Source organism: Bradyrhizobium sp. MI1.7 (assembly GCF_055811795.1).
The window spans coordinates 1-12,300 of sequence record NZ_JBVVPO010000030.1 but is presented as its reverse complement, the minus strand read 5'-3'; the positions used below and the strand labels follow the sequence as shown (position 1 = coordinate 12,300).

Sequence of the window (12,300 nt, the reverse complement as noted above, 5' to 3'; positions counted from 1 at the left end):
AATGGTTAGTTTCGAGGGATGGCGAATCGCCTCGATTCTGCCCTTCCTCAAGACAGACATGGCCACTTTCACCCCGCATCAGGATGCCGCGCTCAAAGCCGTTGCCGACTGGCTCAAGGCAAAACCCGGCCGCAACGGCACGCCGCCGGTGTTCCGCCTGTTTGGCTTTGCCGGCACCGGCAAGACCACGCTGGCGCGGCACATCGCCGAAGGCGTCGACGGCGAGGTGAAGTTCGCCGCCTTCACCGGCAAGGCCGCGCTGGTCATGCGCAACAAGGGTTGCGACGAGGCCTCCACCATCCACTCGCTGATCTACCGCGCCCGCGAATCCGGCGAGGAGCAGCCGAGCTTCGAGCTGTGGGACGACGCGCCGGCCTCCAAGGCCAAGCTGATCGTGATCGACGAATGCTCGATGGTCGATGCCGAGTTGGGCCGCGACCTGATGTCGTTCGATTGCCCGCTGCTGGTGCTCGGCGATCCCGCGCAGCTGCCGCCGATCCAGGGTGGCGGCTTCTTCACCAACACCGAGCCCGACGCGATGCTGACCGAAGTGCATCGCCAGGCCCAGGACGATCCGATCGTGCGGATGTCGATGGATGTCCGCGAGGGCCGCGAGCTCGATATCGGCCGTTACGGCGAGAGCGAGGTGGTGTCGCGGAAAGAGCTCGATCCGGACCGCGTCATGGGCGCCGACCAGGTGCTTGTCGGCCGCAACAACACGCGCCGCGCCTACAACATGCGGGTGCGCCAGCGCCAGAACATCGAGGATGTCTTCCCGGTCGCCGGCGACAAGCTGGTGTGCCTGCGCAACAACCGCAAGAAGGGCCTGTTCAACGGCGGCCTGTGGCGCGTGAAATCACGCAACACCTCGCGCTCGAAATCCCGCATCCTCAGCATGCGGCTGTCGCCGGATGAAGACTTCGGTCACAAGGTGACAAAGGTCTCGGTGCGCGCCGATTGCTTCGAGGGCGGCGTCGAGGCGATCGCCTGGGAGCAGCGCAAGCCGTATGACGAGTTCGACTACGGCTACGTGCTGACCGTGCACAAATCGCAGGGCTCGCAATGGGACGACGTCGTGCTGTTCGACGAGAGCTTCGCGTTCCAGGATAGCCGGGCGCGGTGGCTGTACACGGGGATTACGCGGGCGGCGAAGCGGTTGAGTATCGTTGTGTGACGCTGCCGTAGGGTGGGCAAAGGCGCAACGCGCCGTGCCCACCATCTCTCCACACATTCAATAAGAATGGTGGACACGCTTCCGCCTTCGCTCTTCGAGCTACGGCGGACAAGTCGCTTTGCCCACCCTACGGCACTGTTGTAGCCCGGATGGAGCGAAGCGTAATCCGGGGGTCGGGTCCGCGCTCGCGATTCCCGGATTTCGCTGCGCTCCATCCGGGCTACGGTCTCTGCAACCCCTCACTTCCCCGCCACGAAATAAAAATCCTCGCGTCCCGGCGGCGAGCCGTATGAAAACGGCTGCTGCTCGTGCTTGGTGGCGGACCAGACGTCATCGCGGACGATGTCGAACAGTTTCCGGATCTCGACCTTCGGCACCTTGATCTCGCGGGCGAGCGCGGTGGCGAAGGGGCTGTCGGCGCCGCCATCGCCGTCCAGCGCAGTCTCGCCGTGCTTGGCGGCGTAGACCACCATGAAGCCGGCGCCGGGCTCGATGTTGGAAAAGCCCTTGTCCACCAGCTTGAGCGACAGCGTGCGCTGCATGGCCGGCGCAAAGGGATTGTCGCGGCAGGCATCCAGCATCACCAGACGCACTTTTCTCGCGGCGCCCACCGCTGCGATCACCTGCTCCAGCGCGACCGCCTGGGTCTCGGCGTCCCTGTCGGCGGCAAGTTTGGCGTCCACAGGGACGAGATAGTTCACGCCGCCGATCTCGAAACCGTGGCCGGCGTAATAGACCACCGCCCAATCCGCATTCTCCGCCTCAGTGGCAAACGTCTGCAGCGCTTCGAAGAACTTGTCGCGGGAGAGGTCGCTGACGGAGATCACGGTCTGGAAGCCGACATCGCGCAGCACGTTTGCAATCATTTTCGCGTCGCGCGGCGGATTGGGCAGGGCGTGGACGTTCTTGTAGGCGCCGTTGCCGATCACGAGCGCCACGCGGCGCCCGGTGGACCCGGCCGGCGCCTGCGGCGTCAGTGCGGCCAAGCGCTCCTGCGCGATGGCGCGGGCGCGCGCGACGTCGGGCTCGTCGAACCTCGTCAGCGAATAGGCCGCCGCGCGGTAGTCGGCGCGGGCCTGGGCGAGATCTTTCCTGCGCTCGTAGATCTGGCCGCGGCCGGAATGGGCGCGCACACTGTTCGGATTGAGCTGGATGACCGTGTTGTAGTCCTTCAGCGCGGCGTCGAGGTCGCCCTTCATCACGTTGACCTCGGCGCGATTGTTGATCGCGAAGGTATTCCTGGGCTGCTTCTGGATCAGGCCGTCGCAGTCGGCGAACGCCTGGTCGTACTTGCCCATCATGCCGTAGGTGATGCAGCGGTTGCCGGCGATCTGCGGCGCGGCCGGGTCGATCTTCTCGGCTGCCGCAAAGTCGGCAATCGCGCCGTCGAAATCCTTGTTCAGCGTGCGCATGCGGGCCCGATTGGTCCAGCCGAGCAGGAACGTGGGCGTGTATTTGATTGACAGGTTGAAGTCGTCGAGCGCGCTTTGCAGCGCGCCCCGGCGCAGATGGATGGTGCCGCGATTGTTGTAGGCATAGCCGAAATTCGCGCGCTTCTGGATGGCGAGATTGTAGTCGACCATGGCGAGATCGTCCTCGCCCTTGCGCTCATGGGAGAGCCCGCGCAGGTTGATGGCGCCGACATTGTCCGGATCGAGATCGATGGCGGACGACAGCGCCTCGATGGCGCGGTCATAGTCGCGCTTGTTGATCAGCGCATTGCCACGCACGACGAGCGCGAGCGACTTGTCCTTGCCGCCGAGCTTATCGGCCTTCAACAGATTGTCGCAGGCCGTCGCGCGGGCCTGGGCCTCCGCCTGGCGGTCGCGACAGGTGGCGAGGTCCTCGCCGGCTTGCGGCTCGGCCGCGGCGATCGCGGCATTTGAGATCAGGATGGCGAGGGTCAGGGGAATGACACGCAGCATGTTGTCAGGTCAGCTCCAGCCACCACATGATTGAGTCGAGCGCGATCGCGCGCGTTCATCTAGCCCGGAGTTCCCGGCCTCGCCAAGCCGCGCCGTCTGAGGCTATTTTTCACAGACTCGTGTCCGTTTCCCCGTAACAATCGCCGTCTGCGCCCGTATCTCAGATGTCCGAAAACGCGGCCAAACAGGCTGTTCGCCCGTCCCCGGCCGCCCTACACTGTCAGACCTTCCGAAGAGGATCGCCATGCGCCGCACCGCCCTCGCCTCGCTGCTCGCCGCCACCACCGCACTGACGCTGGCCTTCGCCGTGCCGTCCAGGGCCGCGGAGGATGCCGTCGTGATCCCCGCGCCCACCGTGGATGCGTCGCCCGCAACCGGGATCCAGACCGCCGTCATCGCGGGCGGCTGCTTCTGGGGCGTCCAGGGCGTCTTCCAGCACACCGCCGGCGTCGTCAATGCAGTCTCCGGCTATGCCGGCGGCACCAAGGCGACCGCCGATTACCAGACGGTCTCGAGCGGCCGGACCGGCCATGCCGAGTCGGTCGAGATCAAGTTCGACCCGAAGAAGATCTCCTACGGCAAGATCCTCCAGATCTACTTCTCGGTGGCGCACGACCCGACCCAGCTCAACCGGCAGGGCCCCGACTCCGGCACGCAATATCGCTCGGCGATCTTCACCACCTCCGATGAGCAGAAGAAGGTGGCGGACGCCTATATCGCCCAGCTCAACGGCGCCAAAGTATTCAGCAAGCCGATCGTGACCAAGGTCGGCGCGCTGGAAGCGTTCTACCCGGCGGAGGCCTATCACCAGGACTATCTGACGCTGCACCCGAACCAGCCCTACATCGCCTACAACGACATTCCGAAGGTCGAGAACCTGAAAAAGCTGTTCGCGGATAACTACATTGAAAAGCCGACGCTGGTGAGCGCCAGCAAGGCCACCAACTGATCGCAAGATCACCGAAAACAAGTTCACCAAACAAACGGGAGACCCATGCCCGACACCAAGACGAAAACCACCGACGACAAGGTCATCAAGAGCGAAGAGCAGTGGCGGAGCGAATTGTCGCCGATGCAGTACGCGGTGCTGCGCGAGAAGGCGACCGAGCGTCCCTTCTCCGGCGAATATGAGCACGACCACCGCGCCGGCACCTATGTCTGCGCCGGCTGCGGCAATGTGCTGTTCGAGTCCGATGCCAAGTTCGATTCCGGCTGCGGGTGGCCGAGCTTCACCCAGCCCGCGGTCGAGAGCCATGTCGACGAGGAGCACGATGCCAGCCACGGCATGGTCCGCACCGAGGTGCTGTGCTCCAAGTGCAGCGGCCATCTCGGCCACGTCTTCCCCGACGGGCCCGGCCCGACCGGCCTGCGCTACTGCATCAACTCGGCCGCGCTGAAGCTCGAGCCCAAATAACATTGCGCGCCGCCCGGTTCCGTCATGGAACCCGGCGGCGCGATGTGCTTTTCTCTTCCGGCGGTGCGGCCGATGCGCGCAATCCGGCAGCCGCCAGGGAGGATGCCATGACGCTTGGGACCATCCTGATCATCCTGGTGATCATCTATCTGCTGGGCGGCATGTCCGGCCGGTTCGGTGGTTACGGCTATGGCATGGGCCATTCCGGCATGGGGATCGGCGGCGTCGTGCTGGTGGTCCTGGTCGTGCTGCTGCTGCTTGGCAAACTGTAAACCATCTAACATATTGAAATTATTTGGTTTACGGCGCTCGCGGAGCTGCCATGCGCGGATTCATCATCTCCCATCGCGGGGGTCGCATTTCTGTCAAAACAGCCTATATTAGAGGGCGAAAATGACATGTGCGGCGGGCCCACTCGATGGTGGCCCCTGCCTTTCAAAACCCCACGCGCTTAAAGCCCCAGACAAGATCACGAGGTCTTTGACCATGCGTCCACTGCGTCCGTTCAACTTCAACACTTCTGCCGAGCTCTTCCCCGCCGCGATCCGCAAGAAGAAGCGTGCAGGCTTCACCTATCGCCGGTTCGGCACCGCGGCCGAAGCCGTGCAGTTCGCGATGGAGCAGTTGCCGACGGATTCGCTGAACGGCGCCTATCTCCAGGTCGAGGAAGCGCGCTTCGACCAGAACGGCATCCGCTCGCTCTACGAGAGCGAAGCCTTCCCGCTGCCGCGCCGCCCCCGGCCGGCGCCAGCCCCCGAGACCGACGCCGACGCGGCGTAAGTTTTCGCTCAACCCGATTTGCGCTGAAAGCGCGATGGCCGAAAGGCCGTCGCGCTTTTTGCGTTTGGAGCGGTGCTCTCTCTCCTCCCTCTCCCCGTTCTTACGGGGAGAAGCGACGCAAGAAGCGCCCCATTAAATCCGCGGCTGCTTGTCGAGCCAGCGGCGCAGCAGGCGGACGTTGCGCATGTTGGCGCGGAACATGACGTCGAAGGCATCGCCCGCGAACGGCACCATGCCGACCACGCCGTCGACCGCGACATTCCCGAGCATGCGCGCGGTGAGATACCACGGCGCGCCCAGCGCGCGGGCCTCGCGCACCAGCCACAGCGAGATCGCGGTGGTGATGATGTCGCCGACGATCGGGATCAGCCCGATCAGGCCGTCGATGCCATAGCGGATATTCGTGCCGGGCAGGATGAAGGCGACATCGAGCAGCTTTGCGATCGCCTCGATCCGCGCCACCCGCTGCTCCCGCGTCAGATTGCCGAACGGGTTTCCCTGGCCGAATTCGAAGCGAAACTCGCGAAACCCCTGCTCCAGTGTTTCGGGACGGATCTCGTGGCCGTCCTGGTCGATGATCGGCCCGCGCGCTTCGGTGTCCGAAAAACTCCCGCGCGCGCGGGACCCGGAACGGGGTCTGTGCGGAGCAAGAATGTCGTCATCGGACATGGTCATGGCCTTTGGAGAACGCACTGGCGTGGCGGAAGTTGCCGCGCCGCGCCCGAACGTCGCGCGTTCAGGTCTAAGCCGCAGCCGGCTGCGGCTCCTCGACATATCTATGCACGAGCCAGGATGAAAGCACCGCCGGCACGAATCCGACGAGGCCGTACAGGATGAATTGCACCGTGCCCGAATCCGGCCCGCGCGAGCTGTAGGTCAGCGACGCCAGCACGAAGGCGAACAGGCCGACCAGGAGCATCCGCAGCACCGGGCCGATCCGGCGGACATGGATCAGGATGTCGTCGACCGCACCGATCATCAGCGAGGGCAGGAAGCCGAACAGATAGCTGTATTGCAGCGATTTGAAGAACACCGCGAACAGCTTTCCGACCTCGCCGAGATTGGTCTGGGCCCAATAACCGGACTGATAGGTCGTCGTCAGCAGCAGCAGGAACCCGCCGACGAACGGACCGACCAGCGCAAACACCAGATAGCGTTTCATCAAGTATCCTCATCCTTCGCCGCTGTTATAGCAGCGACGCGGGAACCTTGAATAGCGGGGCGCCGGCCCGTCCTGACGGGAACAAGCGGCAAGGCGACGAGTTCAGACAGGACTGAAATTCATACCTGCAGTCAGATTGGAGTTTGTCGATGTCCCCGAAATCCGTCCTTATGGCGACGCTGGCCCTGACAGCCCTGAGCGGCATGTCGATCACGCCTGCTCTCGCGCAGGGCCACATGGGTACGCCGCAGGAGCAGAACGCCTGCTCGCGTGACGCCTCGCGGTTCTGCCGGAAGGACCTCGGCAATGACGGCGCTGTGCAGGCGTGCCTGCAGGCCAACCGGGCCAAGCTGTCGAAGTCCTGCAGCAAGGTGTTTCAGAGCCACGGCATGTAAGGCCGGGAACGATCCCCGGCGCACGGAGAGTGAAGCCATGTTGCGCGAGGAACAGCTCTCGATCCTGCGGGACATCAGCCAGTCGGTCGCCTTTGCCGACGACCGGCACGGCAAGATCGGCGAGTTGATCGCCGACGGCTACGTGATGAAGGACGGCGATCTGTTCGAGCTCACTGCGAAAGGCGTCACGGCCGTCGAGGAACGCCCCGCAGCGAGCGATGCGGAAGAAGCGAACGCGTCGTCCGATCGGTTGATCTGATCTCGCGCCGCATGCTGCGTGACGGACACGCAACAATTGCGAATTCATTCGAGCGGACCATTGCGGCCGTGTGACAATCGCGCATACTCGAATCGGGCGGCGCAGCACTTTTCGATTCGAACACCACGAGAGATCGAGCGACCACATGCGGGACCAAAGTTCCCGGCGTGAAGGCTGTGACATGCGGCAGATCAAGCCGCGTGCGGCGCCCCAAAACCAAGTGGTTCAAACCACGGAACTCGGGGACGCATTCGTCATGACACGCTACACGACCATCGTTTCGCTCTTCGCTTTCGCAACCACCGCCATCGTACTCCAGACATCGCCCGGCCTCGCCTTCTCGTCCGAAGCACAGCAGATGTGCACAGGTGATGCGATGCGGCTGTGCTCCAGTGAGATTCCCGACATCTCGCGCGTCAGGGCCTGCATGGTGCAGAAGAAGGCGCAGGTCAGCCCTGGCTGCCGCGCCGTGATGGACCGCGAGCACGCGGCCGCGCGCAAGCGGGAGGCGGCGGCGCAGTAGCGCCGGTTCAATCCCGATCGGATCGTTTGAGAGTTCGATTCACCTCTCTCGTCTGGAGAGGTGAAGATCGGTCACGCGCCGGCCCTAGAGCCTTTCCCGTTCCTATGGAATCGGAACGGGGCTCTAGATTCTTGTTTTGACGCGTTTTCTTGACGCGAACCGGTATCCACTTCGCTCGAAAACGCTCTAGTCGCCCCACTGCGCGAACGCATCGTTGAAGGCGCGCTCGCCGGGTGCGCCCTTCTCGATGGCGATGATGGCGCGGCGCTGGTTGGCGTAGACCAGCGGCACGTCGAACCATGAGCGCTCCTTCAGGAGCTGGACGTTGCGGGCGCGGTCGGCGTCGACATTGGAGAGGCCGACCAGGAAGAAGCCGTCGGTGACCTTGACCGCGAGGCCCGCGAGCGGCGTGCCGCGCGCCTGTTCGTTCGACTTCATCAGGATGCCCGGCACGTTGGAGATGCTGCCGCCCGGAAAGTCCGGCGGCAGGATGAAGGTCAATTCCGCGGTGTGGCTCGCCGGCAGCGACGAGTCGGTGTTGCGGCGGAACGACATCGTCATCTTGAACTTGCGGTCGGGGATCTCGATGTCGGCGCGCACGGCGACGTCGGCCTTCTGGTTGCCCGAGGCCTTGATCGGCTCGAGCCGCCACACCACCGAGCCGACATATTGCTTGCCCTTCGGGTCGGACGGATCCTCGTCATAGAGCACGACCTTCTGCGCCACCGGCGCGACCGGCTGGTCGCTGGCCGAAGGCTGGCCGACGCGATCCGGAATCTTGGGCTTGCTCTGCGGCTGGGCCGGATCCTTCGGCGCCTCCACCACCTGGGTCGGCGAGGACTTGAACAGGCCGCTCACGGTCTGGATCAGGGGCTTGCCCCAGAGGATCCCGGCGCCGACCAGGATCAGCACGATGCCGACGGCGATCGCGCTCTTGAACGGGAAGGCGGAGCCGGTGCGGGCGCGCTTTTTGGCTTCGCGCTCGGGCGCGACGCGCGGGCGCGACGATGGCGGCTGCGGCGTGTAGCGCTCGGCCTCCTCGATCGACTCGTCGTATGAATAGGGCGCGTCCTGCTCGCCGGCGCGATTTTCCAGGCTCGGCTCCAGCCGGTCGAACTCCGGCGAGGGCGAGGGCACATTGGCGTAGGTGCGACGCGCGGCGCGGTTGGCCTGCGCGGCAGCGCTGCCGAGATCGTTCACGTCGGCGGTGATGTCGCGAAAACCGCGTACGCCCGGTGCCGGCGGCTGAGGCGGTGGCGGCCCGATGTCGGGCGGACGGCGCCCGGGCGGGCGATCGCGTCCGGCCGGGGGAGCAGCCGGCGGCTCCGGCATCGGCGGCGCTGCCGGGGGACCCGGCTGGCGCGGCGCGTCGAAACGCGGGGCCCGCGGCGCACGCGGGGCGTCGCCCTGGTCATCGACATTGAAGGACGGTCGGTCGGCACGCGGCGGCGGCGGAGCCGGACGGGTGCGCGGAGCGGCCGGCTGAGACGGCGGCGGGTTGCCCTCGGCGGCGCGGGTGCTGGCCCGGCGGAAGGCGTCCCCGCTGCCGCCGCTGCGGGCGCCGCCACCGGGACCGGGGCGCGAGGCCTCCCGGGCGCGCTGGGCGGCCTCCGATTCGACCTTGCGGACGGCCTCTTCCAGCGACAGCCGTTCGCGGGTGATCTCGGATTCGGAGAGCGGCGGCTGCACGCTGCGGAGCTGCGCGATCAGGGCCGTGCGCGCACGCTCATAGAGCGCGCGACGGCTTTCGCCGGGAGCGTTGGGGTCCAGGGCGGAAATAGCGCGGGCGATCAGCGGATAGTAATCAGCCATTTCAACTCAACTAGCGCACGTCCCGGTAAGATATCGTTAAGCCTCAAACGGATTTTGCACCAGAATAGTATCCTCGCGTTCCGGGCTGGTGGAAAGCAGTGCGACCGGGCACCCCACCAATTCCTCGATCCGGCGGACATATTTGATGGCCTGGGCCGGCAGGTCCGCCCAGGAACGGGCATTGGCGGTCGGCTCCTTCCAGCCCTCGATGGTCTCGTAGATCGGCTCGACCCGGGCCTGGGCGCCCTCGCCGGCCGGGAAGTGGTCGATCTCCTTGCCGTCCAGTCTGTAGCCGGTGCAGACCTCGATCGTGTCGAAGCCGTCGAGGATGTCGAGCTTGGTCAGCGCCAGGCCGTTGATGCCGCAGGTCCGGACCGCCTGGCGGACCAGCACGGCGTCGAACCAGCCGCAGCGGCGCGGACGGCCGGTGTTGGTGCCGAACTCGCGGCCACGCTCGCCGATCTTGCGGCCGGTCTCGTTGTCCTGCTCGGTCGGGAACGGGCCCTGGCCGACGCGGGTCGTATAGGCCTTGCACAGGCCGAGCACATAGCCGACCGCACCGGGGCCTAGGCCCGAGCCGGTCGCGGCCTGCGCCGCCACCGTGTTGGACGAGGTGACGTAGGGATAGGTGCCGTGGTCGACGTCGAGCAGCGCGCCCTGTGCGCCCTCGAACAGCATGCGCTTGCCTTCGCGCCGCTTGATGTCGAGCAGCCGCCACACCGTCTCGGCATAAGGCAGCAGTTCAGGCGCCAGCGCGGTCAATTCCTTCAGGATCACCTTGCCGTCGAACTCCGGCAGGTTGAAGCCGCGGCGCAGCGCATTGTGATGCGCCAGCAGCCGGTCGATCTTGTGCGGGAGGGTGTCGAGATCGGCGAGGTCCATCAGGCGGATGGCGCGGCGGCCGACCTTGTCTTCATAGGCCGGTCCGATGCCGCGGCGGGTGGTGCCGATCGCGGTTGCCGCATTGGCGGATTCGCGGTGCGCGTCGAGCTCACGGTGCAGCGGCAGGATCAGGGTGACGTTCTCGGCGACGCGCAGATTGTCCGGAGAGATCGCGACGCCCTGCGAGCGCAGCTTGGTGACCTCGTCGAGGAAGGCCTGCGGATCGAACACCACGCCGTTGCCGATCACCGACAGCTTCTGGTCGCGCAGCACGCCGGAGGGTAGCAGCGCGAGCTTGTAGGTCTTGCCGTTGATGACCAGCGTGTGGCCGGCGTTATGACCGCCCTGGAAGCGGACGACGATGTCCGCCTGCTCCGACAACCAGTCGACGATCTTGCCCTTCCCTTCGTCGCCCCACTGGGCTCCGACGACGACAACGTTGGCCATTCGCGGGTAATCCTCTGAAGATTTTAGATGCGCCAGCCCAGCTGACGGCCGGAGCCGTTCGCACGCGAGGCAGCCAACCGGATAAAGGAAGCAGCCTCTCTAGGCAAGCAAGAACGGGGCTTTTTCGGGGCTCAAGACGCACTTTAACCCTTTGATATCCCCGTAAAATCCAGAAGCCTTCCATGGCCATTTCGTAAGCTTCGGCCAAAGCGCGAGGCTGATCCGCCGCTGCATGGTCGCGATGCGTCCGCCCCCCGTTGATGCCACTTCGATTTCCGTGTCTTTGGGCATGCCGGGCTATCAGCCGGCCCGAGCTTGCCGGGCCGGTGCCTCGGCGTACTCCACGCGGGGGCCATAACAACCACAATGTCCGCCACCGGCCAGACCACGAGCACCGAATCATCCAGTCACGGCTGGATCGCCAACCAGCCATATCTCCTGCTCAGCATCACCGCGATGTGCTGGGCCGGCAACGCCATTGTCGGGCGGCTGGCCGCCGGCCACATCCCGCCGGTGACGCTGTCGTTCCTGCGCTGGACCTTCGCCTTCCTGCTGGTGCTGCCGTTCGCCTGGAAACATCTCGCCCAGGACTGGCCCGCGATCCGCAGCAGGCTCGGCCTGATGATCGTGCTGTCGATCACCGGCATCGGCGCCTTCAACACGCTGCAATATTGGGCGCTGGAACATACCCAGGCGCTCAACACGCTGCTGCTGCAGTCGGCCGCGCCGCTGGTCGTGGCGCTGTGGTCGCTGGCGATCCTCGGCGTCCGCCTCACCGCGGCACAGGCGTTCGGCGTGGCTCTCTCGATGTGCGGCGTGCTGACGATCCTGCTGCATGGCGATTTCACCACGTTGTCGAACATCGCGTTCAACAAGGGCGACCTCATCTTCATTGTCGCGCTGATCATCTTCGCGCTGTATTCGGTGCTGACCCTGAAGCGGCCGCCGATGCACGGCCTGTCATTCCTCGCCTTCACCTTCGGCGCCGGCGCCGCCTGCCTGATTCCGTTGGAGATCTGGGAGCTGTCAGCGCGTCCGGTGATGAAGCTCGACGGGCCGAACCTGCTGACGCTGTTCTATGTCGCGGTGTTCCCCTCGACGCTCGCCTATCTCTGCTTCAATCGCGGCGTGCGCCTGATCGGCGCCAACCGCGCCGCGCCGTTCTTTCACGTCGTGCCGGTGTTCGGCTCGATCATGGCGATGGCGTTCCTCGGCGAACACCCGCAGGCGTTCCATTTCATCGGCTTTGCGCTGGTGCTGGCCGGCGTATTCGTGGCGTCAAGGAAGCAGGCGACGTAGCTTCTTCCTTCTCCCCTTGTGGGAGAAGGTGGCGCGAAGCGCCGGATGAGGGGTTGCTTCCGCAGACTCAAATCGAGAGGCGGACTCGCGGAGAGAGACCCCTCACCCGTGGCGGCGCGCCCCCCCCCCCCCCCCCCCCCCCCCCACCGGGGGGGGGGGGGGGGCCCCGGCGGGCCGGATATAATAGGGGGGCAAGTTTATAAAAAATAAAAAAAAAAAAAAAAAAAA

The 12,300-nt window shown here is 65.2% G+C and carries 14 protein-coding genes; 9 read left to right on the top strand and 5 right to left on the bottom strand.

Annotation, left to right across the window (positions count from 1 at the left end; all coding sequences use genetic code 11):
- The first annotated feature begins 58 nt into the window (after window positions 1–58).
- Window positions 59–1,174 (top strand): ATP-dependent DNA helicase, encoded by a 1,116-nt coding sequence (locus tag AC0L3X_RS25075; protein ID WP_063981179.1) that lies wholly within the window; start codon window positions 59–61, stop codon window positions 1,172–1,174.
- A 239-nt stretch (window positions 1,175–1,413) separates the two neighbouring features.
- On the opposite strand, the gene AC0L3X_RS25070 is transcribed toward AC0L3X_RS25075, so the two are convergent.
- Complete coding sequence (locus tag AC0L3X_RS25070; protein ID WP_063981178.1) at window positions 1,414–3,099, bottom strand: caspase family protein; 1,686 nt, start codon at window positions 3,097–3,099, stop codon at window positions 1,414–1,416.
- Window positions 3,100–3,343: 244 nt separating this feature from the next.
- Here AC0L3X_RS25070 and msrA point away from each other — a divergent pair, with 244 nt between their 5' ends.
- The 4 genes from msrA to AC0L3X_RS25050 all read left to right on the top strand — a co-directional run bounded on the left by msrA (window position 3,344) and on the right by AC0L3X_RS25050 (window position 5,293).
- The gene (gene msrA, locus AC0L3X_RS25065; protein ID WP_063981177.1) at window positions 3,344–4,048 is read left to right on the top strand and encodes a peptide-methionine (S)-S-oxide reductase MsrA; all 705 of its coding nucleotides are present in this window, start codon (window positions 3,344–3,346) and stop codon (window positions 4,046–4,048) included.
- 45 nt (window positions 4,049–4,093) lie between these two features.
- On the top strand, window positions 4,094–4,513 hold the full coding sequence (gene msrB / locus AC0L3X_RS25060; protein ID WP_063981176.1) for a peptide-methionine (R)-S-oxide reductase MsrB: 420 nt from the start codon (window positions 4,094–4,096) through the stop codon (window positions 4,511–4,513).
- A 107-nt stretch (window positions 4,514–4,620) separates the two neighbouring features.
- Window positions 4,621–4,785 carry a DUF3309 family protein gene (locus tag AC0L3X_RS25055; RefSeq protein WP_014492503.1) on the top strand — a complete coding sequence of 55 codons (165 nt, stop codon included), beginning with the start codon at window positions 4,621–4,623 and terminating at the stop codon, window positions 4,783–4,785.
- 214 nt (window positions 4,786–4,999) lie between these two features.
- Window positions 5,000–5,293 carry a hypothetical protein gene (locus AC0L3X_RS25050; protein WP_063981175.1) on the top strand — a complete coding sequence of 98 codons (294 nt, stop codon included), beginning with the start codon at window positions 5,000–5,002 and terminating at the stop codon, window positions 5,291–5,293.
- A gap of 132 nt (window positions 5,294–5,425) precedes the next feature.
- On the opposite strand, the gene AC0L3X_RS25045 is transcribed toward AC0L3X_RS25050, so the two are convergent.
- Together AC0L3X_RS25045 and AC0L3X_RS25040 are read right to left on the bottom strand one after the other, a co-directional pair.
- Window positions 5,426–5,968, bottom strand: a complete 543-nt coding sequence (locus AC0L3X_RS25045) for a DUF4112 domain-containing protein (RefSeq protein ID WP_084794968.1) — start codon at window positions 5,966–5,968, stop codon at window positions 5,426–5,428.
- Between the two features lie 67 nt (window positions 5,969–6,035).
- Window positions 6,036–6,455 carry a DUF5413 family protein gene (locus AC0L3X_RS25040; protein ID WP_063981174.1) on the bottom strand — a complete coding sequence of 140 codons (420 nt, stop codon included), beginning with the start codon at window positions 6,453–6,455 and terminating at the stop codon, window positions 6,036–6,038.
- 170 nt (window positions 6,456–6,625) lie between these two features.
- Here AC0L3X_RS25040 and AC0L3X_RS25035 point away from each other — a divergent pair, with 170 nt between their 5' ends.
- From AC0L3X_RS25035 to AC0L3X_RS25025, 3 genes are all read left to right on the top strand, one after another.
- Complete coding sequence (locus AC0L3X_RS25035) at window positions 6,626–6,850, top strand: cysteine rich repeat-containing protein (protein ID WP_371498100.1); 225 nt, start codon at window positions 6,626–6,628, stop codon at window positions 6,848–6,850.
- A gap of 37 nt (window positions 6,851–6,887) precedes the next feature.
- The gene (locus tag AC0L3X_RS25030) at window positions 6,888–7,109 is read left to right on the top strand and encodes a hypothetical protein (RefSeq protein WP_063981172.1); all 222 of its coding nucleotides are present in this window, start codon (window positions 6,888–6,890) and stop codon (window positions 7,107–7,109) included.
- Window positions 7,110–7,365: 256 nt separating this feature from the next.
- Window positions 7,366–7,632: a hypothetical protein gene (locus AC0L3X_RS25025; RefSeq protein WP_028151045.1), complete on the top strand. Its 267-nt coding sequence runs from the start codon at window positions 7,366–7,368 to the stop codon at window positions 7,630–7,632.
- A 186-nt stretch (window positions 7,633–7,818) separates the two neighbouring features.
- Here the strand turns inward: AC0L3X_RS25025 and AC0L3X_RS25020 are convergent, their stop codons facing one another.
- Both AC0L3X_RS25020 and AC0L3X_RS25015 read right to left on the bottom strand, forming a co-directional pair.
- The gene (locus AC0L3X_RS25020) at window positions 7,819–9,444 is read right to left on the bottom strand and encodes a hypothetical protein (protein WP_283017549.1); all 1,626 of its coding nucleotides are present in this window, start codon (window positions 9,442–9,444) and stop codon (window positions 7,819–7,821) included.
- A 36-nt stretch (window positions 9,445–9,480) separates the two neighbouring features.
- On the bottom strand, window positions 9,481–10,773 hold the full coding sequence (locus AC0L3X_RS25015) for an adenylosuccinate synthase (protein WP_063981170.1): 1,293 nt from the start codon (window positions 10,771–10,773) through the stop codon (window positions 9,481–9,483).
- Between the two features lie 366 nt (window positions 10,774–11,139).
- Between AC0L3X_RS25015 and AC0L3X_RS25010 the strand changes: the two genes are divergently transcribed.
- On the top strand, window positions 11,140–12,072 hold the full coding sequence (locus tag AC0L3X_RS25010; protein WP_063981169.1) for a DMT family transporter: 933 nt from the start codon (window positions 11,140–11,142) through the stop codon (window positions 12,070–12,072).
- Window positions 12,073–12,300: the final 228 nt, after the last annotated feature.

Bases quoted from the DNA above. Each gene is read 5' to 3' on its own strand.
- AC0L3X_RS25075 (WP_063981179.1), top strand. From the start codon at position 59: ATGGCCACTTTCACCCCGCATCAGGATGCCGCGCTCAAAGCCGTTGCC.
- AC0L3X_RS25025 (WP_028151045.1), top strand. From the start codon at position 7,366: ATGACACGCTACACGACCATCGTTTCGCTCTTCGCTTTCGCAACCACC.
- msrB (WP_063981176.1), top strand. From the start codon at position 4,094: ATGCCCGACACCAAGACGAAAACCACCGACGACAAGGTCATCAAGAGC.
- AC0L3X_RS25040 (WP_063981174.1), bottom strand. From the start codon at position 6,455: ATGAAACGCTATCTGGTGTTTGCGCTGGTCGGTCCGTTCGTCGGCGGG.
- AC0L3X_RS25070 (WP_063981178.1), bottom strand. From the start codon at position 3,099: ATGCTGCGTGTCATTCCCCTGACCCTCGCCATCCTGATCTCAAATGCC.
- AC0L3X_RS25020 (WP_283017549.1), bottom strand. From the start codon at position 9,444: ATGGCTGATTACTATCCGCTGATCGCCCGCGCTATTTCCGCCCTGGAC.
- AC0L3X_RS25045 (WP_084794968.1), bottom strand. From the start codon at position 5,968: ATGACCATGTCCGATGACGACATTCTTGCTCCGCACAGACCCCGTTCC.
- msrA (WP_063981177.1), top strand. From the start codon at position 3,344: ATGCGCCGCACCGCCCTCGCCTCGCTGCTCGCCGCCACCACCGCACTG.
- AC0L3X_RS25010 (WP_063981169.1), top strand. From the start codon at position 11,140: ATGTCCGCCACCGGCCAGACCACGAGCACCGAATCATCCAGTCACGGC.
- AC0L3X_RS25030 (WP_063981172.1), top strand. From the start codon at position 6,888: ATGTTGCGCGAGGAACAGCTCTCGATCCTGCGGGACATCAGCCAGTCG.
- AC0L3X_RS25015 (WP_063981170.1), bottom strand. From the start codon at position 10,773: ATGGCCAACGTTGTCGTCGTCGGAGCCCAGTGGGGCGACGAAGGGAAG.
- AC0L3X_RS25050 (WP_063981175.1), top strand. From the start codon at position 5,000: ATGCGTCCACTGCGTCCGTTCAACTTCAACACTTCTGCCGAGCTCTTC.
- AC0L3X_RS25035 (WP_371498100.1), top strand. From the start codon at position 6,626: ATGGCGACGCTGGCCCTGACAGCCCTGAGCGGCATGTCGATCACGCCT.
- AC0L3X_RS25055 (WP_014492503.1), top strand. From the start codon at position 4,621: ATGACGCTTGGGACCATCCTGATCATCCTGGTGATCATCTATCTGCTG.